The 21,570-nt window shown below is 64.3% G+C and carries 21 protein-coding genes; 18 read left to right on the forward strand and 3 right to left on the reverse strand.

Features of this window, described 5'->3' with window-relative positions; genetic code table 11:
- The first annotated feature begins 2 nt into the window (after nt 1-2).
- The 11 genes from E1956_RS36300 (at nt 3) to E1956_RS36355 (ending at nt 10,160) form a co-directional block, all read left to right on the forward strand.
- Complete coding sequence (locus E1956_RS36300) at nt 3-686, forward strand: RraA family protein (protein ID WP_134758205.1); 684 nt, start codon at nt 3-5, stop codon at nt 684-686.
- An 8-nt stretch (nt 687-694) separates the two neighbouring features.
- A complete protein-coding gene (locus E1956_RS36305) occupies nt 695-1,378 on the forward strand; it encodes an RraA family protein (protein ID WP_134758206.1) in 684 nt (227 codons plus the stop codon).
- Between the two features lie 104 nt (nt 1,379-1,482).
- Nucleotides 1,483-2,151 (forward strand): 4-carboxy-4-hydroxy-2-oxoadipate aldolase/oxaloacetate decarboxylase, encoded by a 669-nt coding sequence (locus E1956_RS36310; RefSeq protein WP_134758207.1) that lies wholly within the window; start codon nt 1,483-1,485, stop codon nt 2,149-2,151.
- Nucleotides 2,152-2,393: 242 nt separating this feature from the next.
- Nucleotides 2,394-3,158, forward strand: a complete 765-nt coding sequence (locus E1956_RS36320; RefSeq protein WP_134758209.1) for an HD domain-containing protein — start codon at nt 2,394-2,396, stop codon at nt 3,156-3,158.
- A gap of 91 nt (nt 3,159-3,249) precedes the next feature.
- Complete coding sequence (hisC, locus tag E1956_RS36325; protein ID WP_134758210.1) at nt 3,250-4,377, forward strand: histidinol-phosphate transaminase; 1,128 nt, start codon at nt 3,250-3,252, stop codon at nt 4,375-4,377.
- A gap of 223 nt (nt 4,378-4,600) precedes the next feature.
- On the forward strand, nt 4,601-5,578 hold the full coding sequence (locus E1956_RS36330; RefSeq protein ID WP_134758211.1) for an ABC transporter permease: 978 nt from the start codon (nt 4,601-4,603) through the stop codon (nt 5,576-5,578).
- Between the two features lie 25 nt (nt 5,579-5,603).
- On the forward strand, nt 5,604-6,536 hold the full coding sequence (locus E1956_RS36335; protein ID WP_134759544.1) for an ABC transporter permease: 933 nt from the start codon (nt 5,604-5,606) through the stop codon (nt 6,534-6,536).
- The gene (locus E1956_RS36340) at nt 6,533-7,519 is read left to right on the forward strand and encodes an ABC transporter ATP-binding protein (protein ID WP_134758212.1); all 987 of its coding nucleotides are present in this window, start codon (nt 6,533-6,535) and stop codon (nt 7,517-7,519) included. Before E1956_RS36335 ends, E1956_RS36340 begins: the two co-directional genes overlap by 4 nt.
- Nucleotides 7,516-8,505 (forward strand): ABC transporter ATP-binding protein, encoded by a 990-nt coding sequence (locus tag E1956_RS36345; protein WP_134758213.1) that lies wholly within the window; start codon nt 7,516-7,518, stop codon nt 8,503-8,505. The genes E1956_RS36340 and E1956_RS36345 overlap by 4 nt, the downstream gene beginning before the upstream one ends.
- Nucleotides 8,506-8,936: 431 nt before the next feature.
- On the forward strand, nt 8,937-9,503 hold the full coding sequence (locus E1956_RS36350; protein WP_134758214.1) for a hypothetical protein: 567 nt from the start codon (nt 8,937-8,939) through the stop codon (nt 9,501-9,503).
- Nucleotides 9,504-9,776: 273 nt separating this feature from the next.
- Nucleotides 9,777-10,160, forward strand: coding sequence for a nuclear transport factor 2-like protein (locus E1956_RS36355; protein ID WP_134758215.1), 384 nt, complete (start codon nt 9,777-9,779; stop codon nt 10,158-10,160).
- Nucleotides 10,161-10,268: 108 nt separating this feature from the next.
- Here the strand turns inward: E1956_RS36355 and E1956_RS36360 are convergent, their stop codons facing one another.
- On the reverse strand, nt 10,269-11,345 hold the full coding sequence (locus E1956_RS36360) for a porin (protein ID WP_134758216.1): 1,077 nt from the start codon (nt 11,343-11,345) through the stop codon (nt 10,269-10,271).
- Between the two features lie 333 nt (nt 11,346-11,678).
- Here E1956_RS36360 and E1956_RS36365 point away from each other — a divergent pair, with 333 nt between their 5' ends.
- The 5 genes from E1956_RS36365 (at nt 11,679) to E1956_RS36385 (ending at nt 17,176) form a co-directional block, all read left to right on the forward strand.
- Nucleotides 11,679-13,265, forward strand: coding sequence for an ABC transporter substrate-binding protein (locus E1956_RS36365; RefSeq protein WP_167760242.1), 1,587 nt, complete (start codon nt 11,679-11,681; stop codon nt 13,263-13,265).
- 141 nt (nt 13,266-13,406) lie between these two features.
- Nucleotides 13,407-14,663, forward strand: a complete 1,257-nt coding sequence (locus E1956_RS36370; RefSeq protein ID WP_134758218.1) for a flavin-dependent oxidoreductase — start codon at nt 13,407-13,409, stop codon at nt 14,661-14,663.
- Between the two features lie 115 nt (nt 14,664-14,778).
- Nucleotides 14,779-15,825 carry a gentisate 1,2-dioxygenase gene (gtdA, locus tag E1956_RS36375; protein ID WP_134758219.1) on the forward strand — a complete coding sequence of 349 codons (1,047 nt, stop codon included), beginning with the start codon at nt 14,779-14,781 and terminating at the stop codon, nt 15,823-15,825.
- Between the two features lie 98 nt (nt 15,826-15,923).
- The gene (locus E1956_RS36380; RefSeq protein WP_134758220.1) at nt 15,924-16,622 is read left to right on the forward strand and encodes a fumarylacetoacetate hydrolase family protein; all 699 of its coding nucleotides are present in this window, start codon (nt 15,924-15,926) and stop codon (nt 16,620-16,622) included.
- 137 nt (nt 16,623-16,759) lie between these two features.
- Nucleotides 16,760-17,176, forward strand: a complete 417-nt coding sequence (locus tag E1956_RS36385) for a VOC family protein (RefSeq protein WP_134758221.1) — start codon at nt 16,760-16,762, stop codon at nt 17,174-17,176.
- A gap of 394 nt (nt 17,177-17,570) precedes the next feature.
- On the opposite strand, the gene motB is transcribed toward E1956_RS36385, so the two are convergent.
- Together motB and motA are read right to left on the reverse strand one after the other, a co-directional pair.
- The gene (motB, locus tag E1956_RS36390) at nt 17,571-18,533 is read right to left on the reverse strand and encodes a flagellar motor protein MotB (RefSeq protein WP_134758222.1); all 963 of its coding nucleotides are present in this window, start codon (nt 18,531-18,533) and stop codon (nt 17,571-17,573) included.
- A gap of 19 nt (nt 18,534-18,552) precedes the next feature.
- Complete coding sequence (gene motA / locus E1956_RS36395) at nt 18,553-19,419, reverse strand: flagellar motor stator protein MotA (protein ID WP_134758223.1); 867 nt, start codon at nt 19,417-19,419, stop codon at nt 18,553-18,555.
- 866 nt (nt 19,420-20,285) lie between these two features.
- Between motA and E1956_RS36400 the strand changes: the two genes are divergently transcribed.
- Together E1956_RS36400 and E1956_RS36405 are read left to right on the forward strand one after the other, a co-directional pair.
- Nucleotides 20,286-20,669, forward strand: coding sequence for a nucleotide pyrophosphohydrolase (locus tag E1956_RS36400; RefSeq protein WP_134758224.1), 384 nt, complete (start codon nt 20,286-20,288; stop codon nt 20,667-20,669).
- A 135-nt stretch (nt 20,670-20,804) separates the two neighbouring features.
- The gene (locus tag E1956_RS36405; protein WP_134758225.1) at nt 20,805-21,554 is read left to right on the forward strand and encodes a glycosyltransferase family A protein; all 750 of its coding nucleotides are present in this window, start codon (nt 20,805-20,807) and stop codon (nt 21,552-21,554) included.
- The last annotated feature ends 16 nt before the right edge of the window (nt 21,555-21,570 follow it).

The following is a 21,570-nucleotide window of genomic DNA, read 5'->3' on the forward strand; positions in this document are numbered from 1 at the left end:
TAATGCAGGAAAGTAAGGATTACGTAGCACGTCTTGCGCGCCTCGATTGCTGCGCGGTGTCGGACGCGCTCGACAAGCTGGGCCTCGCGGGCACGGTCACGGGTCTCGCGCAACGCGCCACGAGCCGGCGCATCGCGGGCCGCGCGGTGACCGTGAAGCTGGTGGCCGCGCATGAGGTGGACAAGACGCACGCGGCGCAGCACGGCGCGCCGCGCCACCTGGGCACGACCGCGGTGGAACTGGCGGGCCCCGGAGACGTGATCGTGGTCGAGCAGCGCAGCGGCATCGACGCGGGCAGCTGGGGCGGCATTCTCTCGCTGGGCGCCGCGGTACGCGGCATCGAGGGCGTGATCGCCGAAGGGCCGGTGCGTGATATCGACGAAGCGCGCCAGTTCGATTTTCCGGTGTTCGCGCGTGCGCTCACGGCGTTCACGGCGCGCCAGCGCGTGGCCGAGGCGGGCACCAACGTGCCGGTCACGGTGGGCGACGTGAGCGTGCAACCGGGCGACTACGTGATCGCCGATAACAGCGCGGTGGTGTTTATCGCGGCACGCGACATCGAGCGCGTGCTGGCGGCCGCCGAACAGATCGCCGCGCGCGAGGCCGCGATGGCCAAGCGCCTGCTGGGCGGCATGCCGATCACCGAAGTGATGGGCGCCGACTACGAAAACATGCTGCAGCGATGAGGACCGAGATGAACGACATCAACGAAAAGAGCGACACGAGCGACAACAACAGGGCGCGCGCGAGCCGCCTGGACACGGCCACCTTGAGCGACGCGCTGGACCGGTTCGGCATTGTCGGGCAGTGCACGGGCATCAAGCCGCGCGACGCCGGCTTCCGGCTGTGCGGCCGCGCCTGGACCATTCTGTACGGGCCGCCGACCACGCCGCCAGGCACCGTGGGCGACTATATCGACGACGTGCCGGAAGGCAGCGTGCTGGTGCTCGACAACGCGGGGCGCGAGGACTGCACGGTCTGGGGCGACATCCTCACGGAGATCGCGCATCGGCGCAAGATCGCGGGCACGGTCATCGACGGCATCTGCCGTGACGTGAGCCTGTGTCTCTCGCTCGGTTATCCGGTCTTCAGCAAGGGGCACTGGATGCGCACGGGCAAGGACCGCGTGCAGGTCGAGAGCATGCAGGTGCCGGTCAACATTGGCCAGGCGCGCGTCATGCCGGGCGATCTGCTGGTGGGCGACGCCGATGGCGTGATCGTCATTCCGCGCGTGCACGAGGAGCGTGTGCTGGCGGCCGCCGAAGAAATCGAAGCGGCGGAGAGCGCGATTCGCGCGGCCGCGCGCGCGGGCATGCGGCTCGACGAGGCGCGCCGCGAGCACCGCTATCACGCGCTGCAAACCAAAGTGGGGGCCTGATGCGGAGCACGCACCGCAAGTGCGCGCGTTGACGTGCGCGCTGCCGGTGCCCGCTTGCAGGTTCATTCGCCAGGCAATTGCCCGACTATCCAGCAGGAGAGAGCATGACTTACCCTTTCATCGATTCGGCCTATGTGAGCACGTCGATTGAGCGGCCCGACGCCGAGCGCGTCCGTGCGGCCCGTGCGTTTCCCGCCGCCACGCTGCTCGAGGCGAATGGCAAGCGCGGTGCGCTGCCTTCGCAGATCAAGCCGGTGAACCCGAAGTTCCGAGTGTGCGGGCCGGCCGTTACCGTGCATTCGCCGCCTGGCGATAACCTGTGGTTGCATCGGGCGCTGGTGCTTGCCCAGCCGGGCGATGTGCTTGTTGTTTATACGAGCGATTTTCATGAGGCCGGGTACTGGGGCGAGGTTATGTCGACGGCGGCGCGTCGGCGCAATATTGCGGGGCTCGTGATCGATGGTTGTGTGCGCGATGCCGATTTGCTCACCGAGATCGGGTTTCCGGTGTTTGCGCGGGGGCTGTGTATTCGTGGTACGAGCAAGGACTTTGCGGCGCGGGGCTGGATTAATCATCCGTTGCGGATTGGGGAGGTGCCTGTGCGGCCTGGTGATTTGGTGGTGGGTGATGCCGATGGTGTTGTGGTAGTCGCGCAGGAGGCGCTAGGTGCCACGCTTGATGCGGCGCGTGAGCGCGAGGCGCAGGAGGCGAACATTATCGAGCGTATATCGAACGGTGAAGCTACGCTTGATATCTATGGGTGGAATAGATGAGCGCGCGCAGCGCGCTGGATGGTATGGAGCGGATTGAGATTCGGTTGGGGTGCGGGCGTTACAAGGCGTTGGGTCGCGGCGGCACCTACTTTCTTTGCCGCGGCAAAGAAAGTAGGTGCCGCCCCGCACAGGGGCAACGCCTGCGGCCCGCCGCGAAATCAAGTTAAGGCCAAAACAGAAAAGCACCCCAAAAGAATCTAGAAATCACAGCATCAAAACATTCAAATAGAGGAGTCAACGCAATGACGAGCCCAATTGAACCGGGACATGGAGCCACGCTCTCCGACCGAGCGGACGCGCTAGAGCACCAGATGATCGCCGATCTCGACCGCCGAGTGGTGAAGTCGGTAATCTACACAGCGGGCGACCGCGACCCGACACAAGCCGTCCCGCCGCCACCCGGCGCAGGCCACTTCATGATGGGCGACGACCCGCGCCTCGCAAAGATGCCGGAGAACCCCACGCTCTTCGACTTCTTCAAGCACCGCTTCGGCCCAGCAAACCACGTGCTACAAAGCGCGACCCACGCCCTAAAAGCCGGCCAAAGCGAAAAAATCGTGCTGGCATGCCTGCTCCACGACATCAGCGTGGCCGGCTTCATCCGCGGCGACCACGGCTATTGGGGCGCACAAATGATCGCGGCCTACGTCGACGAAGAAGTGAGCTGGGCCATCAAGTACCATCAGGCGCTGCGCTTCTTCGCAGACGAGTCGGTAGGCTACGCCTACCCCGAGGCTTATATCCGCTACTTCGGCGACGCCTACGAACCCGAGCCATACATCAAGCGCGATTACGAATACGCGCGCAATCACAAGTGGTACATGTCGAGCCGCTCGATCACCCTCCACGACGTGTACTCGTTCGACCCGAACGCGAAGGTGAGCCTCGACGACTTCGTCGACATTATCGGCCGAAATTTCCGCCAGCCGAAGGAAGGCCTCGGCTTCGACAACAGTCCTTCCGCGCACATCTGGCGCACGATCATCTGGCCGACGAAGTTTCTCTAACCACTCGCTTTCCTGATTATTTGCGCGCGGCGCGTGCCGCGCACCGCTCATTGACCGCTGCGCCCGACGCAGCACCGCAAAGGTGCCTCATATGACTACCGAACTGCGCCCCATGGCGCCTGCCTGGATTGGCTCGCTCAAACCGTATCAGGCAGGCAAGCCCATCGAAGAAACCGCACGCGAATTCGGCTTGCCCGAAGCGAGCATCATCAAGCTCGCCTCGAACGAAAATCCGCTCGGCATGCCGCCCAAAGCGCGCGCCGCGATCGACTCCATCATCCACGGCGGCGCGCGCTACCCCGATCCGAATGGCCACGCCTTGAAAGTTGCGCTCGCACGCAAGTACGGCGTCGAAAAGAACTGGCTCACGCTCGGCAATGGGTCCAGTGACATCCTCGAACTCGTTGCACGTGCTTTCCTGCAGCCCGCGCGCGCCGACGACGACTGCAACGCGGTCTCCTCGCAATACGCGTTCATGGCCTGGCAGAACGCCGTGAAGGCAACGGGCGCGCGCCTCGTCTCCGTGCCCGCGAAGGACTATGGTCATGACCTCGATGCGATGGCGCAAGCCGTGAGCGCATCGACGCGTGTCGTGTACGTGGCCAATCCGAACAACCCCACTGGCACGTTCTTTACGGAGGCGGCGCTCTGCGCCTTCCTCGACCGTATTCCGGCCAATGTCATCGTGCTGCTCGACGAGGCGTACAACGAGTACCTAGAGCCCGCGTTGCGCTACGACAGCGCGGCGCTCGTGCGGCGCTATCCGAACCTCGTTGTCTCGCGCACTTTCTCCAAGGCGTTCGGCCTGGCGGGCCTGCGCGTGGGCTTCGCGATTGCGACGCCGCACGTCACCGACCTGCTGAACCGCGTGCGCCAGACCTTCAACGTGAACTCGCTCGCCCAGGCCGCTGCGATTGCGGCGCTCGACGACAGCGCTTACCTCGACGAGTCCTGGCGCCTCAACCGCGAAGGCATGGCGCGCTTCTACGAAGTGTGCCGCGAGCTGCGCCTCGATTACGTCGAGAGCCAGGGCAACTTCGTGATGATCAAGGTGGGCAACTCGGCGGAGCTGTTCGACGCGCTGCTGCGGCGCGGGATCATCGTGCGCAAGATCACCGACTACGGTCTGGGCGAATGGCTGCGCATCACGGTAGGGCTGCCCGAGGAAAACGAGCGCTTCTTCGCCGCGCTGCGCGAGCTGACGGCTGTTAATGCGTGATGTGCCCGCGGGCGCCGATGCCTCACTCACATCAGGCACGGCACCCGCGCCGCACATTCGGAACAGAAAATACAAGTCGCATAACTTAAACTGTATTATAGTTATATCAAAATACCGGCCGCGCTTTGCCACTGCTTCGTAGCTTGCGCGGTGCCGGACGGCAGCGGCGGGCGCGATGCGACCCGCGCGCCAGGCGCATTTCCCCGATGGAGCGAGACATTCCATGCTTGAATTCATTTTGCGGCGGCTGTTGCAGAGCGTACTCGCGCTCTGGGCCATGTCGCTGCTGGTCTTTGCCGGTGTCTACGTGGTGGGCGACCCCATTGCGCTGATGGTCCCCGATAGCGCGACGCCGGAAATGCGCACACAGATCATCGCTGCGCTGGGCCTCGATCAGCCCGCTTGGCTGCAATACTGGCACTTCCTCACGCATTCGCTGCATGGCGACTTCGGCACGTCGTTCCTGACCGGCGCGCCCGTGGCGCAGATGATCCTGGCGCGCATGCCGGCCACGCTCGAGTTGAGCGTGATCGCGATGCTGATGGCCATCGTGATCGGCATTCCGCTCGGCATGTATGCGGGCCTGCGCCCCGAGAAGCTGTCCTCGCGCCTCATCACCGCGTCCTCGACGATCGGCTTCAGCCTGCCGACCTTCTGGGTCGGGCTGATCATGATCCTCGTGTGCTCGGTGCTGCTCGGCTGGCTGCCGTCGGGCGGGCGCGGCGCCACGCGCTCGCTGCTCGGCATGCAGGTGAGCTTTCTCACGCTCGATGGCTGGAAGCATCTGATCCTGCCCGCCTTCAACCTCGCGCTCTTCAATATCGCGCTCATCATCCGGCTCGCGTATTCGTCCACGCGCGAAGCGGCGCTCACGGATTACGTGAAGTTCGCGCGTGCGAAGGGGCTGAGCGCGTCGCGCATTGTCGGCGTGCACATCCTCAAGAACATCATGATTCCGCTCGTGACGGTCATCGGCATCAACCTGGGCGGCCTGATCGCGTTCTCGATCGTGACGGAAACCGTGTTCGCCTGGCCCGGCATGGGCAAGCTGCTGATCGATTCGATCAACGGGCTCGACCGGCCCGTAGTGATCGCCTATCTGTTGACGGTTGCGGCCATCTACATGCTGATCAATCTCGTCGTCGACATTCTGTATTCGCTGCTCGATCCGCGCATTTCAGTCGCGGCACAAGGGGAATGACATGGCACACACGACAGGCACGGCCATGACCGAGCCGTCCACTGAAGCGGTCACGCTGGCCAGGCCAGAGCGTCCCGCACGCATGGGCGGCCAGATCGCCGCGTTCTGGGCCGAATTCAGCCAGAGCAAGCTCGCGGTCGCTGGGCTCGTGCTGTTTCTCGCGATCGCCGTTCTGGCGGTGCTCGCGCCGTGGGTGGCGCCGCAGAATCCGTACGATCTCGCGCAACTCGACATCGGCGATTCGCAGTTGCCGCCGCTCGCGCACGCCGGCATGAGCCACCACATCTACTGGCTCGGCACCGACGACCAGGGCCGCGACATGCTCTCCGCGATCCTCTACGGCATGCGCACGAGCCTTTACGTGAGCGTGGCCTGCACGGTGCTCGCCATGATCGTGGGCGTGGCGCTCGGCCTCTTCGGCGCGTTCTACAGCGGCGCCGTGGATGCGTTCATCATGCGGCTTGCCGACATCCAGCTTTCGTTTCCCTCGATCCTGATCGCGCTCGTGTTCATCGCGGCGTTCGGCAAGGGCGTCGACAAGATCGTCTACGCGCTCGTGCTCGTGCAGTGGGCCGTGTATGCGCGCACGGCGCGCGGCTCGGCGCTCGTGGAATTGCGCAAGGAGTACGTGGAGGCGGCGCGGTGCCTGAAGCTCAGCGACACGCGCATTCTCTTTCGCCACGTGCTGCCGAACTGCGTGCCGCCCCTGCTCGTCGTTGCGACGGTGCAGATGGCGACCACGATCTCGCTCGAAGCCACGCTGTCGTTTCTCGGCCTCGGCCTGCCGATCACCGAGCCTTCGCTCGGACTCCTGATTTCCAACGGCTACAACTATCTGCTGTCCGGCTCGTACTGGATCAGCGTGTTTCCCGGCGTCGCGCTGCTCGTCCTGATGCTGTGCCTGAACCTCATGGCCGACCGGCTGCGCGACGTGCTCAATCCGAGGTTGAAGAAATGAACGCGCCCGCATTGCAGGTGGACAATCTTTGCACGCACTTCACGACGCCGCGCGGTGTCGTGCGGGCCGTGAACGGCGTGAGCTTCAGCGTCGGGCGCGGCGAGATACTCGGCGTGGTGGGGGAATCGGGATCGGGCAAGTCTCAGACGGGCTACTCGATCATGGGGCTCATCGACGCGCCGGGCAAGATCGTGGGCGGCAGCATCCGGCTCGCGGGCGAGGAGCTGCGCGGTTTGAGCGAGGCGCAGTGGCGGCGCATTCGCGGCAACCGCATCGCGATGATCTTCCAGGACCCGATGATGACGCTGAACCCGGTGCTGCGCATCGACACGCAAATGGTCGAGGCCGTGCTCGCGCACCGCAAGATGAGCCGGCGCGCGGCGCTGGACGAGGCGCGCGCAGCGCTCGTGCAGGTGGGCATTCCGGCACCCGACGAGCGTCTGCGCGCGTATCCGCATCAGTTCTCGGGCGGCATGCGCCAGCGCGTGGCCATCGCGATCGCGCTCATCAACCGGCCCGACGTCGTGATCGCCGACGAGCCCACCACGGCGCTCGACGTCACGATCCAGGCGCAGATCCTGGGCGAGATCCAGCAACTGTGCCGCAACCGCGGCACCGCGCTGATCTGGATCACGCACGATCTCTCGGTGGTGGCGGGGCTCGTCGATCGCGTCTGTGTGATGTATGGCGGCCGCATCGTCGAGCAGGGCAGCGTGGACCAGGTGCTCGACGCACCGCGCCACCCATATACGCGCGGACTGATGGACTCGATCCCGAGCCGCAATCCGAAAGGCGCCATGCTGCGCCAGATTCCGGGCGCGCCGCTTTCGCTGATCAACGCGGGCGAGGGCTGCGCGTTTCGCACCCGCTGTGGCCACGCCGCGCCTGAATGCGCGCACGAGATACCCGAAACCGCTGGCGAGGCCGGACATACGTTCCGCTGCATCCGCCCGATTGTCGACGCACACGAGGAGATGGCATGAGCGCATTGCTCGAATTGCGCAACGTCACGAAGACATTTGCACCGAGGCAGGACGCGATCGGGCGCTTCGTCAACACGCTGACCCGCAGACAACCGCCCAGGGGCGTGCAGGCTGTGACGGACCTGAGCCTGCGTATCGACAAGGGCGAAGTCGTGGGGCTCGTGGGCGAATCCGGCTGCGGGAAGTCGACGGTCGGTCGGCTCGTGGCGGGCGCCTATTGGCCCACGAGCGGGCAGCGGCTCTGGCAGGACGTCGATCTCGCCACGCTCGGCCGGCGCGAACGAAATCGCACGGAACTCGCCATCCAGATGGTCTTTCAGGACCCCTATGCATCGCTGAATCCGCGCATGCGTGCCGTGGACATCGTTGCCGAAGGGGCGCACGTGCATGGCTTGATCCGCAAGAGCGAGGCGCGCGATTTCGTGGCGGGGCTGTTTGAGCGCGTGGGGCTCTCGCCGGACGCGATGGACCGCTTCGCGCACCAGTTCTCGGGCGGCCAGCGCGCGCGCATCGGCATCGCGCGCGCGCTCGCGGTGAATCCGAAGTTCCTCGTCTGCGACGAGTCGGTGGCCGCGCTCGACGTATCGATTCAGGCGCAGGTGCTCAACCTGTTCATCCGGCTGCGCGAGGAGCTCGGGCTGACCTATCTCTTCATCAGCCACGATCTTGGCGTGGTGCGCCATATCGCCGATCGCATCGTCGTGATGTACCTGGGCACCATTGTGGAATCGGGGCCCACGGAAGCGGTCTATCGCGAGCCGCGGCATCCCTATACGCAGGCGCTGCTCGCCGAGGTGCCCGCACTCGACAAGCGCAAGAAGACGTTCTGCGCGATCGAGGGCGAGATTCCTTCGCCGCTGAATCCGCCGTCGGGCTGCCGGTTTCACCCGCGCTGTCCCAAGGCCATTGCGCTTTGCTCGCAGCGCGCGCCCGAGCTGCGCAGCACGGGCGATGGGCAGCTCGTGGCTTGTCATTTGGCCGAGTGATCGAATGACGGTTCAACCGCCGGTGCGATGCCGATCTATTCATTGGCACCGGCGGATTTCATGGATTAAACTCAATTTGCTACGCGACCTTGAAGCGTAGCTGACTCACGAAGTCACCCTTGTGCGGACTTTCGTGCCGCCCCTTCTGCACGTGTCTGCCGAAACCGAGCGAAATATGACGGCTTGGTGAAGCGTTGCACCATTCATTGCGTTGGCCCACCGCTGCGCTATCTCTCCTCACACACCGAAACGCACGGCCACACCGGGAGCGTCTCGTTCTCTCATCGCTGGCACGGCGTACAGCAGCAGCCAGGTATCGATACGGCCATATTTAATTCATTTGTTTGAATTAGGCGCCTAATTTAGCCATGCAATAGACCTCAGTGCGCTGTGATGTTTAGCGCTTGATTCTCGGTAACAAGGAGATGAACATGAAGATCAAGCATTTAAGCGTTTTGTCCGCAACGGCTTTGGTGTTTTTCTCGCTCGCTGGTACCGCGCAGGCCGGCGGCCTGTGCTCGAACGCAACGCTAAAGGGACCGTTTGCGTTTAACGGTCACGGAGAGATTCTCGGATTGCTGGTGGGTAATGTTTTGCATACGTACGCATCCCCGTTGATCTTCGATGACGTCGCCCTGGTCACATTCGACGGCGTGGGCCATTACGCACGCACCGACTTCGGGAGTATCAACGGGGTGCCCAAAGGCGGGCAGATTACGTTTAATCCGTATCAGACCGGCACCTACACGGTGAACTCCGATTGCACCGGCACGATGCAAACCGTCTATACCGCTGGCGGACCCGTGCCAGCCGGTGTCGAAACCGACCTGAATATCGTCATTGCAGACGATGGGACGCTCATCAAAGGCGTTGTCTACAAGGCGAGCTCCCCGTCGGCCGCGTCGACCACTGACGGTACCGCGTGCCCACCGAATTGCGATCAAGGTGTGCAGGAATACTTCGAGGGGAAGAAAGTCCTGATCTTCGGCTTGCGCTAGTCGAGTTATCGCGCTGCCCTGGTCGCCAGCGCTGGAGGTGCTGGCGGCCCATTACGTTCTCGACGATCTCGCCGGTCGTAAAGCGCAGCGAGTGCGTATGCCTGGTGGAGTGAAGGTGCAGCGGTAAATGTCAGACGAAACGCTCGAAACGCGAGGCTACGCATGCAGGAAACGCGTTAGCATAAGCCACTGTATCGGTTTCGGAAGGTGCGGTGCGAGTCCTTATGAGAGGATGAAAATACGTGTTTTCAATCCTTGAGCCGGAGGTATTCCATGGACGAAGCAAAAATCCGTGACGCCCTGGATGCACATTGGCGCGCGTCGGCGGCTGGCGATCTTGTGGCAGAGCACGACATCTATGATGACGACGCGATCTGCGACTATCCCCAATCGGGCGAGCGAATTGTCGGGCGGCTGAATTTGCAGGCGCTGCGCGGCCATCATCCAGGCAAGCCATCGGGCTTTACTGTTCGGCGAATCCAGGGGAGCGGCGCGCTTTGGGTTACGGAGTACATCATTTCCTACCAGGGGCGTCCGTTCTACACGGTCAGCATCATGGAGTTTCGCGACGCCAAAGTTGTCCACGAGACCCAGTATTTCGCGGAGCCCTTTGAAGCGCCGGAATGGCGGAGTCAATGGGTTCAACCCATCACCTGAGGTCTTAAACGGCGGGCCAGGGCGCAGGCCACGCACAAACAACAACGCCGGCTCTCGCCGGCGTTGCCTTATCAAAGCAAAGCGCGCAGAACCGCGCTTTCGCCTCGCCTAGAACTTGTGCCGCATACCGATGCGCGCGACCACCTGCTTGTTCGTGCTCGACGGCGCGAGCGTGAGGATGGCCGCATGCGTGTCGTCGCCGCTCGCCTGCTCGTAATTCGCCTCGACATAAACATCGGTGCGCTTGGACAGGAAATAATCGACGCCCGCCGACACTTGCCCCCAGTGCGAATCTTCGAGCTTCGTCCACGTATAGCCCGCGCCTGCCACCAGCGCCGGCGTGAAGTGGTAGAGCAGGCTGCCTTCCACGGTGCTCAGCGTTGCGCCGTTGCCCTGGTAAGAGATGCGCGTGCCCGTGTAGTTCGCCATCACGCCGAACTTGCCGAACGAGTAGCTGCCGCCCACACCCCATGATTTCAGGCTGTCGGCAACGAACGAGCCGGTCACGGGCTGCCCGAAGATCGACGTGACGCCCAGGTCGCTGGCCGGGTTGATCTGGAAGTTGTTGACGTCCGTATAGGCGGCGCCGAGGCTGAGCGGCCCATTATCGTAGGTCAGGCCGAAGCTCATTGAGCTCTTCTGATGGAAGTCGCCGGCCTGGTTGCCGAAGCCGTACATCGCACCGGCCGTGAAGCCGCCGAAATTGTTGCTCACGAACTTGACGGTGTTGTCGAGCCGGTCGCCCGAGACGCGGTCGTAATCGCCCGGATGGAACGCGTAGACGCCCGCCACATAGGCGATCGAGTAGTTGCCGATCACGTCGCCCATGAAGTCGTATTGATGGCCCATCGTCAGCGTGCCAATGCGATTCGACAGCCCCACGTAGGCCTGGCGCCCGAAGATGCCACCCTGGCCGAGTGCGCCTGTGTTCAGGTCGTAGCCGTTTTCGAGCTTGAAGAGCGCCTTCAAGCCGCCGCCCAGATCCTCGGTGCCCATGAAGCCGAGCCGGTTGCCCTGCTGCACGCCGGTATCCATGCGCCACGCCGCGCCCCCGCCGGTGTTGTTCACGTAGCTGATGCCCGCGTCGAGAATCCCGTAGATCGTCACGCTGCTCTGCGCATGTGCGGCCGAAGCAAAGGCGCAAAGCGCCGCGGCTGCGAGAGGGGCCGCGAGGGTCTTCTTCATCGATTGTCTCCTTATGTGGATAGTGTGGGCCAGTTCGGCCTCGAGTTGCTGCGCTTTCTGTGGCGCGCTTGTGTGTTGATGGTCCTGCGCCACACAACCATTGCGGGCATTGCGCTTTTGCAGGCAGTGCCCATCGAGCGCGCGTTGCGTGCCGATGAGGACCGCACACGCTGCTTGACTTCGGTCAAAGTGTATAACGATAATATAGTTATACAGAAATATTTTTTGCACCCGGTTCCGGAAGCGTCGCGATGCGGGTGCTGGCGGGAGCAGGTCGTGGCTCCCTCAATAAAGCGTTACCCTTGCGGGTTTCGCACACACAGGAGACGAAAGATGGCAAGAAGGTGGCGGGAGTGGCGGCTGGCAATGGCAGCCGGTGTGATCGCGCTGGGCGCATTCGCGCAGCAGCCAGCGGGGGCGGCGGAGTTCAAATACGGCGTGAGCGCGGACGTCACGTCGCTCGACCCGCAGTTCGCCAATTTGCCCGGCAATCGCAATGTCGCGCGCAATGTGTTCGAGCCGCTGATCGACCTGTCGCCCGACGGCCGCTTGCAGCCGGGGCTGGCGCTGTCGTGGAAGCCGCTCGACGACAAGACGTGGGAGATCCGCCTGCGCCACGACGTGAAGTTCCAGGACGGCACGCCGTTCACGGCCGCGGACGCGGTGTACTCGCTGCAACGCCCTGAAACGCTCACGAATTCGCCGGCCACGTTCGGCGTGTTCACGAAGGACATCGTCAAGGCGGAGGCGGTCGATCCATACACGCTGAAGCTCACGACGTCGCGGCCGCTCGCCGTGCTGCCCAACTATCTTTCGATGATCTTCATGGTCTCGAAGAAGGACACGCAGGGCGTGAAGAGCGAAGCCTTCGAAACGGGCAAGGGGCTGGTTGGCACGGGGCCGTACAAGTTCGCGCGCTTCGTGCGCGGCGACCGCGTCGAGCTCGTTCGCAACGACAGCTACTGGGGGCCGAAGCCTGCTTACGACAAGGTGACGGTGCGTATCCTGCCGAATGCGGCGGCGCGCGTGGCGGCGGTGCTCTCGGGCGACGTGGATGCGGTCATCGACGTGCCGAGCGCCGACGTGCAACGCGTGAAGGCCGACAAGAATCTGCAGGTCTACACGAAGCCGAGCACGCTGATGGTCTTCTGGGTCATGAACCAGCTCGCCGACAACGCGCCGTATGTCACCGACAACAACGGCAAGCCGCTCGGCAAGAATCCGTTCAAGGACGTGCGCGTGCGCCGCGCGTTCTCGCTCGCGATCAATCGCCAGCTGCTGGTGGACCGCGTGCTCAAGGGCCTCGGTGTGGCCACGCAGAACAGTGTGCCGAGCACGATGTTCGGCTACAACCCGGCCTTGCCGCCCGATCCGTACCAGCCCGATGAAGCGAAGAAGCTGCTGGCCGAGGCGGGTTACCCGGCGTGCTTCTCGCTGACGCTGTTCGCGCCGAACGACCGCTACGTCAACGACTCGCAGCTCGCGCAGGCGGTGGCGCAGATGCTCACGCGCATCGGCTGCCATACGAGCGTCGAAACGCAGCCGATGGGGACTTTCATCTCGCGCGTCAACCAGCTCCAGCTGGGCTTCTTCATGATCGGCTGGGGCGCCGACGCCGGCGACATGGGCGTGCAGCTCGAATCTCTGTTCTCGAACCCGACCAACAATCCGTTCCGCAAGATCAACATCCAGACCTACGATTCGCCGAACTTCTGGAAGCCGCTGAACGAAGGGCTTGCGACGGTCGACGATGCGAAGCGCGAAGCGCTGTACCGGCAGACCGCGCAAGTCTTGCATGACGAGGTCGGCATCATCCCGACGCACCTGCAGGTCTCGACCTTTGCCGCGCGCTCGGGCATCCACGTGGTGCCGCGCATCGACTCGCAACTGTACGGCTTCGACGCCGCGCCGGCGAAGTAAGTCGCGCAAGGGCGGCGCGCGTCAGGGGCCAGCGCGCCGTCCGGTTGCCGGAACAGGGAGCGAGCCGTACAGGTTCGAAGCAGGTGAATCGATAAGGATTGCTTGTCATATTGATTGTGCAGACCGGAAGAGAGGAAAGTGATGACGAAGGACAGCGAGGTACTCATCGTAGGCGCGGGCATTGGCGGGCTGACGCTTGCGTTGACGTTGCATCGGGCGGGCATTGCGTGCCGCGTATTCGAGGCCGTGCCCGAGATCAAGCCGCTCGGGGTCGGCATCAATCTGCTGCCGCATGCAACACGTGAGCTTGCGGAGCTGGGCTTGCTGGAGCCGTTGGCGTCCGTGGCGGTGACGACGCGCGAGTCCGCGTTCTTCAATCGCCATGGTCAACTGATCTATCGCGAGCCGGCGGGCCGCCACGCGGGCTACCCGTATCCGCAGTTCTCGATTCATCGCGGCGACTTGCAAACCATCCTCCTGGCGGCCGTGCGCGAGCGCCTCGGCCCCGACGGCGTGCTCACAGACCGGCGATGCGTGGGCGCGAGCCAGGACGAGACCGGCGCGACGGCCGAGTTCGTAGACGCCGCGGGTGGGCGGCATCGTGTGCGCGGCAGCGCGATCGTCGCGTGCGACGGCATTCACTCGGTCATTCGCAAGCAGTTCTATCCCGACGAGGGCGCGCCGCGCTATTCGGGCGTGAACATGTGGCGCGGGACCATCAAGGCGCCACCGTTCCTGAGCGGCGCGAGCATGGTGCGCGCCGGCTGGCTCAAGCACGGCAAGATGGTGATCTACCCGATCCGCGAGAACGTGGATGCGGCGGGCAATCAGCTCGTCAACTGGGTTGCCGAGATCGAGGCGCCGAAGCCGGCGCGGCGCGACTGGAACGGCGTGGGCCGGCTGGAGGACTTCTTCCCGGCGTTTGCGGACTGGAAGTTCGACTGGCTCGACGTGGCTGCGATGATCGAGCAGACCGAGACGATACTCGAATATCCGATGGTCGATCAGGATCCTTTGCCGCGCTGGACCTTCGGCCGGATCACGCTGCTCGGCGACGCGGCGCACCCGATGGTGCCGCGTGGCTCGAACGGCGCGGGGCAGGCGATCGTCGATGCGCGCGTGCTGGCCGACCGTTGCGGCGAGCTGGGCGTTTGCCCGGAGGCGCTGCAGGCGTACGACCGGGAACGCGTGAAGGCGACCGGCGACGTCGTGCTGATGAACCGCAAGGCGCCGCCGGACAAGATCCTGCAGGTGGTCTACGAGCGCACGCAGGGGCAGCGCTTCGAGCGTATCGAAGACGTGGTGAGCGTGGACGAATTGAGTCAGATCGCGAACCAGTATCGCAGCGTCGCGGGTTTCCATCTGGACGATATGCGCGCGAAGCAGCAGGTGGGGTGAGCTGCGTTCGCAGGGGTAGTTGCGTCGGCGCTCGCATGACATAGAGCGAGCGTGCGACGCGAATGCACCGCTTCCAACCCGCGCTGCGGAACGATACACACATGAGGAGACACGCATGACGGCAAATTCGCGCAACGAGCAGCGCGCGGCCTACTACCGGCAGCTTTCGACGCAGCAGCTCGCCCCGCTGTGGGAGTCCTTGCACAACCTCGTGCCCACCGCGCCACGGCCGCAGGCGCGCGCGGCCATCTGGAAGTACGCGCAGATCCGCGACCTCGTCATGGAGGCAGGCGCGCTGATCAGCGCGGAAGAGGCCGTACGGCGCGTGCTCGTGCTCGAGAACCCAGGCTTGCCGGGCAAATCGAGCATCACGCCCGCGCTCTATGCGGGACTGCAATTGATCCTGCCCGGCGAAGTGGCACCCAGCCACCGGCACACGCAATCGGCGTTGCGTTTCATCGTGGAGGGGCAGGGCGCATGGACGGCCGTCGACGGCGAGCGCACCACGATGCGCCCCGGCGATTTCATCATCACGCCTTCGTGGACCTGGCACGACCACGGCAACCCGCTGAGCGCGGAGGGCGGCGAGCCGGTGGTATGGCTCGACGGGCTTGACATTCCCATCGTCGGCGCGCTCGATGCGGGATTCGCGCAAAGCTATTCCGAGCCGACGCAGCCGGTGACGCGCCCCGAAGGCCACAGCTTCGCGCGCTTCGGCCACAATATGGCGCCGGTCCGGCACGTGGTGGATAACCCGACATCGCCGATATTCAGTTATCCCTATGAGCGCAGCCGCGAGGCGCTCGACACGCTTTACCGCAATGGCGAGATCGACGAGTGGGATGGCGTCAAGCTCCGCTATGTCAATCCCGTCACCGGCGGCTGGCCGATGCCCACGATGGCGACGTTCATGCAGTACCTGCCGGCGGGGTTCTCAGGCAAGACGTATCGCACGACGGACGCGACGATCTTTTGCGTGGTGGAGGGCGAGGGCTGCGCACAGATCGGCGACGCAACGTTCGAGTTCGCGCCGCACGATGTTTTCGTCGTGCCGTCGTGGCAACCCGTGAGCCTGAAGGCGCAGAGCGATTGCGTGTTGTTCAGCTATTCGGACCGGCCCATTCTTTCCGCGCTGAATCTGCTGCGCGAACAGCGCGACTAGTGCACGTGGTGCGATAAGCACCAACCTCATGAACACTGGGCGCCACGCGCGCCCGCGTGTTGCCGATTGTCTCCGTTCACATTCAGGAGCCGTTTTTGATGGAATTCGTCTTTCAGCCGCAAGCCCCCATCGCCGTACCCGTGGCGGGCAGCCAGGCGCGCTATGCGGTGCGCCGCGTCTATTGTGTCGGCCGCAATTACGCGGCCCATGCGCGCGAGATGGGCTTCGATCCCGACCGCGAGCCGCCGTTCTTCTTCTGCAAGCCCGCGGATGCGGTCGTGCCGGTCAACTACGGCGAAACGCTCGAGCTCGCCTACCCGGGGCAAACGCAGAACTATCACTACGAGGCCGAACTGGTGGCCGTGATCGGCAAAGGCGGCTCGGACATCGCCGTGGCCGATGCGCTCGAGCACGTGTGGGGCTATGCGGTCGGGCTCGACATGACGCGCCGCGACTTGCAGATGAAGATGCGCGAAATGGGCCGGCCGTGGGAGATCGGCAAGGCGTTCGACCGTTCGGCACCACTCGGGCCCATTCATCGGGCCAGCGAAGTCGGGCATTTCGAGCGCGGCGGCCTCTGGCTCACCGTGAACGGCGAAACGAAGCAGCGGAGCGACGTCTCGCATCTGATCTGGTCGGTGGCGGAGACGGTCGCCGATCTCTCGAAGTTCTTCCGCCTCGAGCCCGGCGACGTGATTTACACGGGCACACCGGAAGGCGTGGGCGCGGTAAAGGCGGGCGATGCGCTCACCGTCGGCGTGGAAGGGCTTGGCGAGCTCGATGTTCGCGTCGTTTGAGGGGAGGTGCAGCGCTGCGGCTCTGACTCATGGCGCAGATCGTTAACGCGCCAATGGACTTCGTTGCGCCCTGAGCGTACGCTTTGCAGCCTGCCTGCTGCAGTCACGCTACGTTACGCACAAGGAGCATCGAACGCATGAAACCCCGCATCACCGTCATCACGCTTGGCGTCGACGATCTCGACGCTTCATTGCGCTTTTACCGCGAGGGGCTGGGATTCGCCACCGAAGGCATTATCGGCAAGGAATTCGAGCATGGGGCCGTGGTGTTCATCGAGCTGCAACCCGGCCTTCGTCTGGCGCTTTGGCCTCGCAAGAGCATCGCCCATGACACCGGGCTGGCGCTGGGGCCGGCCAGCGCAACCGAGCTGACCCTGGGCCACAACGTCTCTTCGAAAGCCGAGGTGGATGCGGTGATGGCAAAAGCGGCGTCGGCTGGAGCTGCCATCGTCAAGCCCGCACACGACACGTTCTGGGGCGGCTATTCAGGCTATTTTCAGGACCCCGATGGACATCTTTGGGAAGTCGTCTGGAACCCGCAATGGTTAGAGTAAGCGCTCGAAGGTGACACGTACCATTCAGCACCACACGACGCGGTCGTACGCGACCGTGCGCCGATACACATTCTTGCCGCGCCAGCTCGAATACTCCATGTAGGCGCAGTCGAGCACGACAATCCAGTTCGTTATGTTCATTGCGTTCCCCATCGTTCGTTTGAATGCAAGACTAGTCTACGGTGGCCATTCGTGGGACAAATTCGCGAGCAAAGCGAGGTAAACCGCTCAGTTCTTGTAATCGCGCCGGGCGGCAAGCGGCGCCCAGCGGGCTTTGCAGGTCATCCAACGCTTCACTTGACCTGTTGCGCCGCAACTACAGTGCCCGGCCGTCCCGCATCGCTTGCCTCTCCAGGCGCCGCCCCACCAGGCGCCCTTCACCGTTCTGCCCCTTCTACAAAGCCGGTTCCACCTTCGGGCCCCCGACCGCATAGCGGCTCGCGTCCTCGAAGAAGGCGCGCTCGGCGGCCTTGTTCATCACCAGAATGCTGATGCGCCGGTTCAACGGGCTGTCGGCGGCGCCCGTGTCGAGCGGCAGCACGTCGGCGAGGCCGCGCACCTGCAAGAGCCGGTCTTCGCGCAGGTGGCCCGCCACCAGCGCGCGTCGCGCCGCGTTGGCGCGCTCGCTCGAGAGCTCCCAGTTCGAATAGCCGGCGAGGCCGCCCGAGTACGGCACCGAATCGGTATGGCCGGCTATGGAGACCCCGCTGTCCACGTCGTTCAGCGCGCTGCCGATCTCCACGAGGATCGCGTACGCGTAGTCCTGCAGCTTCGCGCTGCCCGTGGCGAACATCGGGCGCTTGAGCGAATCGACGAGTTCGATGCGCAGGCCTTCGTCGGTGATCGTCACGCGGATCTGGTCCTTGAATGCGCTGAGCGCGGGCTTCTGCTCGATCAGCGTCGCAAGCCGCGCCTTCAGTTGCGCGAGGCGCGCCTTGTCGTTGGCCGAGGCTTCGGCATTCATGCTGGGCTTCACCGCGACCGGCACCGCGCGCGCGGCCGAGGGCTGCGCGTTCGCGCCGCCAATGGCCGGCACCTGGTTCGAGAGATCGTGGCCGCCGCCTTCGATCACGCTCGGGTTCGGATTCGCCGAATTGGGCTTGCCGCCCAGCATCGTCGAAAGCGGCGTGTTGAAGTACTTCTCGATGCCGTCGCGGTCGTACTGCGAGGTCGAGCCGAGCAGCCACATCAACAGGAAGAACGCCATCATGGCCGTCACGAAGTCGGCATAGGCAATCTTCCATGCGCCGCCGTGGTGGCCGTCGTGGCCGCCTTTCTTCACGCGCCGCACGACGAGCCTGGGCTTGCTGCTCTCGCTGTCCCCGGCACCGCGTGCGCCCGCTTGTCTTTCGGCCATCTGTTGTCTCCCTTGAGGGTCAGGCCTTCGCAGTCTTGGTCGCGCGCACGGTATCGTCGAGCTCCTTGAAGCTCGGACGGTCGGCGGTGAAGAGCACTTTGCGGCCGAACTCCACAGCCACCGGCGGCGCATAGCCCGCGAGCGAGGCCAGCAGCACGGCCTTCACGCATTGATACGGCTTGGACGCGGTGCGGCCCTTGGCATTGAGCAGGTCGGCGAGCGGGCCGACGAAGCCATAGGCGAGCAGGATGCCGAGGAAGGTGCCCACCAGCGCCCCCGCGATCATCTCGCCGAGCACGGCGGGCGGCTTGCCGACCGAGCCCATCGTGTGCACCACGCCCATCACGGCGGCCACGATGCCGAAGGCGGGCAGGCCGTCGGCCATCTTCTGGATCGCGTTGGGCGCGACCGAGACCTCGGCGTGGTGCGTGTCGAGCTCCTCGTCCATGAGGTCCTGCATCTCGATGGGGTTCACGTTGCCGCTCGACATCATGCGCAGATAGTCGACGATGAAGTCGAGCAGATGATGGTCGGCCAGCACGCGTGCGTATTTCTGGAAGATCGGGCTGTTCTCCGGTGCTTCGATGTCGGCTTCGAGCGCCATCATGCCTTCCTTGCGGGCCTTTTGCAGCAGCTCGTAGAGCAGCGCGATGAGCTCGAGATACTGCGCCTTGGTATAGCCGCCGCCCTTGAAGCAGGTCGGCAGGGCCTTGAGCGTCTTGCCGAGCGTCGCGCGCGGGTTGCTCACCACGAAGGCGCCAATCGCCGCGCCAAAAATGCATAGCAGTTCGAACGGTTGCACGAGCGCGGGCAGGTGGCCGCCCACGCCCACGAAGCTCCCGATCACCGATCCGAGTACGAGGATCCAGCCGATTGCGACAAACATGATGTTTTCCTTCGCTTCCTGAAAATCAATGGGCTCTGTGCCGTGCGCTTCAGGCGCGGCGCGTGCGATGGCGCGCGAGCAGGCGCCGCGTCGCGAAATTGGTGGCCGCGCCCACGTGGCGGGTGCACCGTGCGCCGCTGCGGCGCGCACGCGGCGCCGCGCTCGCGGCCCGGGACCGGCTGCCCGCGAGGCGGGCGGCGAGGGCGACGGCGTGGCGCGGCGTAAATTTTGCTGCTTGTGAGAGTGATCTCATGATGGTTGCGCTCACACGAATCGTGGCTATCTTTACGGCGGCGGCACGCGTTGCTGAAGCCGTCGAAACACCTTTTTTTGAGGGGTTCGATCAGCGTGCTGTTTAAAATAAATTCGTTATCCGAAGCAGTGGAATGGAATTGCCGAAGTGCGTTGCGGAAGTGTTGCGAAAGCGCCGCAATGGCCGCGCAAGGCGGGCTGAACCCGGATTTACCCGCAGGCCCAAGCCTGGCCGAAGCCCGGCAGACAAGTGATCGCGTACCGTGGGCCCGGCGCCGTGACCTGTGCACGTCCGTGCGCTTTTGCGGCGCGGCCGCCCTGCAGGCATTCGCGCACGCCAGCTTGCAGGCGTACGAGCGCGCGCCAATTTACATCGGGGTAAGGTTTGCCGCGCCGCTGCCGTTAACCCGATTAACCATCTAGACCAATTTGCGGGCCTTGCATGCCGTGCAGCACGCGAGGTGCTGGCCGAGCAATGAGCCGCGAGTCATGCGGCGCGATCAGCAGGTGGGCGTGCGTGCGGCGCCACGACGGCTGGCGGCATGGCGGTACAATCCTGGCTGCGCGCCCTGCCGGGCGCGGGTCCCGCCCTTCTCGCGCCTCACCACACCGCAATGACTCCATCCTCCCAGACCACGCCTGCTCCCACGCCGCTCGACAGTCTCATGGAGCAAGTCCTCGCGTTCCGCGATGCGCGAGACTGGCAGCAGTTTCACACGCTGCGCAACCTGATCGTCTCGACGAGCATCGAGGCCGGCGAGTTGCTCGAAACGATCCAGTGGAAGGGCGACGCGCAAATTGCGGCACTCCTTGCCGATCCGCCTGGCCGCGCGCACCTCGAGCAGGAATGCGCCGATGTGTTCATCTACCTCCTGCTCGTGGCGCATACGGCCGGATTCGATCTCGTGAAGGCGGCGGCCGACAAGGTCCGTCTGAACGAGACGCGCTATCCGGTCGAGAAGGCGAAGGGCAACGCGACCAAGCACAGCGAGCTTTGACGCAAGCGCGAGGGCACGCGCAAGCGCGCTGCGTGCACGGTTCAGTGGTCGCCCAGCTTTCGGAATTCTCTGGTTCCGCAGGACCTGGCATGCGAGGAATATGGCTGACTTCCAGGCCATTCCATTCACGCCATCATGAACCCGGCAATCGTCGTCATTCCCACGACCGGCGCACCAGAACTCGAATGCGCGATTCAATCGGTCCTCGACCAGACCGTGCCCACCGACGTGCTCGTGATCTTCGACGGGCCGGCCTTCGCGCGGCCCCTCGTGCTGCCGGACGATGCGCGCGTGCACACGCTGGTGCTGCCGTTCAACACGGGCGGCGCGCGCACGAGCCGCATCCCGGCCTCGCAGCGCGGGCACTGGTACGGCGCGCGCGTGATGTGCGCGGCAGGCTATCTCGTGAACAACGACTACGCGATCATGCTCGATCAGGACAACTGGCTGCGTCCCGACCACGTGGCCTCGTGCATCGCCGCGCTGGAGTCGCGGCCGGCCGCGCCCTACGAAATGGTGTATGCGCTGCGCGCGGTCCATCGCAAGGACGGCAGCTTCGTCTGCCGTGACGACTGCGAAAGCCTTGGCCCACGTGACGGCGTGAGCGGCTGCCTCATCGATACGAGCTGCTATTTTTTCCGCACCGACTTCCTGATGAAGGCCTCGCATTTCTGGCTGTGGGGCTGGGGCGGCGACAGCCGCTTTCTGGTGCGCCTCGTGCAGGCGCACGGCATGGATTGCTTCACGGGCACGGGCCGCTATACGGTGCACTACCGGCTGGGCGGCAACGAGGGCTCGGCGCCCGAGGCGTTTTTCGTGCAGGGCAACGCGCGCATGCGGGCGCTGCACGGCGCAACGGTGCCCATGCCCTGGGCCGTCGAGTGAGCGTGCGCCGGGCGCG

It is taken from the genome of Paraburkholderia pallida (genome assembly GCF_004524855.1).
GTDB lineage: Bacteria > Pseudomonadota > Gammaproteobacteria > Burkholderiales > Burkholderiaceae > Paraburkholderia > Paraburkholderia oxyphila.

What these genes read in the sequence shown, in the direction of transcription:
- E1956_RS36300 (WP_134758205.1), top strand. Translation starts at nt 3, where the DNA reads ATGCAGGAAAGTAAGGATTACGTAGCACGTCTTGCGCGCCTCGATTGC.
- E1956_RS36305 (WP_134758206.1), top strand. Translation starts at nt 695, where the DNA reads ATGAACGACATCAACGAAAAGAGCGACACGAGCGACAACAACAGGGCG.
- E1956_RS36310 (WP_134758207.1), top strand. Translation starts at nt 1,483, where the DNA reads ATGACTTACCCTTTCATCGATTCGGCCTATGTGAGCACGTCGATTGAG.
- E1956_RS36320 (WP_134758209.1), top strand. Translation starts at nt 2,394, where the DNA reads ATGACGAGCCCAATTGAACCGGGACATGGAGCCACGCTCTCCGACCGA.
- hisC (WP_134758210.1), top strand. Translation starts at nt 3,250, where the DNA reads ATGACTACCGAACTGCGCCCCATGGCGCCTGCCTGGATTGGCTCGCTC.
- E1956_RS36330 (WP_134758211.1), top strand. Translation starts at nt 4,601, where the DNA reads ATGCTTGAATTCATTTTGCGGCGGCTGTTGCAGAGCGTACTCGCGCTC.
- E1956_RS36335 (WP_134759544.1), top strand. Translation starts at nt 5,604, where the DNA reads ATGACCGAGCCGTCCACTGAAGCGGTCACGCTGGCCAGGCCAGAGCGT.
- E1956_RS36340 (WP_134758212.1), top strand. Translation starts at nt 6,533, where the DNA reads ATGAACGCGCCCGCATTGCAGGTGGACAATCTTTGCACGCACTTCACG.
- E1956_RS36345 (WP_134758213.1), top strand. Translation starts at nt 7,516, where the DNA reads ATGAGCGCATTGCTCGAATTGCGCAACGTCACGAAGACATTTGCACCG.
- E1956_RS36350 (WP_134758214.1), top strand. Translation starts at nt 8,937, where the DNA reads ATGAAGATCAAGCATTTAAGCGTTTTGTCCGCAACGGCTTTGGTGTTT.
- E1956_RS36355 (WP_134758215.1), top strand. Translation starts at nt 9,777, where the DNA reads ATGGACGAAGCAAAAATCCGTGACGCCCTGGATGCACATTGGCGCGCG.
- E1956_RS36360 (WP_134758216.1), bottom strand. Translation starts at nt 11,345, where the DNA reads ATGAAGAAGACCCTCGCGGCCCCTCTCGCAGCCGCGGCGCTTTGCGCC.
- E1956_RS36365 (WP_167760242.1), top strand. Translation starts at nt 11,679, where the DNA reads ATGGCAAGAAGGTGGCGGGAGTGGCGGCTGGCAATGGCAGCCGGTGTG.
- E1956_RS36370 (WP_134758218.1), top strand. Translation starts at nt 13,407, where the DNA reads ATGACGAAGGACAGCGAGGTACTCATCGTAGGCGCGGGCATTGGCGGG.
- gtdA (WP_134758219.1), top strand. Translation starts at nt 14,779, where the DNA reads ATGACGGCAAATTCGCGCAACGAGCAGCGCGCGGCCTACTACCGGCAG.
- E1956_RS36380 (WP_134758220.1), top strand. Translation starts at nt 15,924, where the DNA reads ATGGAATTCGTCTTTCAGCCGCAAGCCCCCATCGCCGTACCCGTGGCG.
- E1956_RS36385 (WP_134758221.1), top strand. Translation starts at nt 16,760, where the DNA reads ATGAAACCCCGCATCACCGTCATCACGCTTGGCGTCGACGATCTCGAC.
- motB (WP_134758222.1), bottom strand. Translation starts at nt 18,533, where the DNA reads ATGGCCGAAAGACAAGCGGGCGCACGCGGTGCCGGGGACAGCGAGAGC.
- motA (WP_134758223.1), bottom strand. Translation starts at nt 19,419, where the DNA reads ATGTTTGTCGCAATCGGCTGGATCCTCGTACTCGGATCGGTGATCGGG.
- E1956_RS36400 (WP_134758224.1), top strand. Translation starts at nt 20,286, where the DNA reads ATGACTCCATCCTCCCAGACCACGCCTGCTCCCACGCCGCTCGACAGT.
- E1956_RS36405 (WP_134758225.1), top strand. Translation starts at nt 20,805, where the DNA reads ATGAACCCGGCAATCGTCGTCATTCCCACGACCGGCGCACCAGAACTC.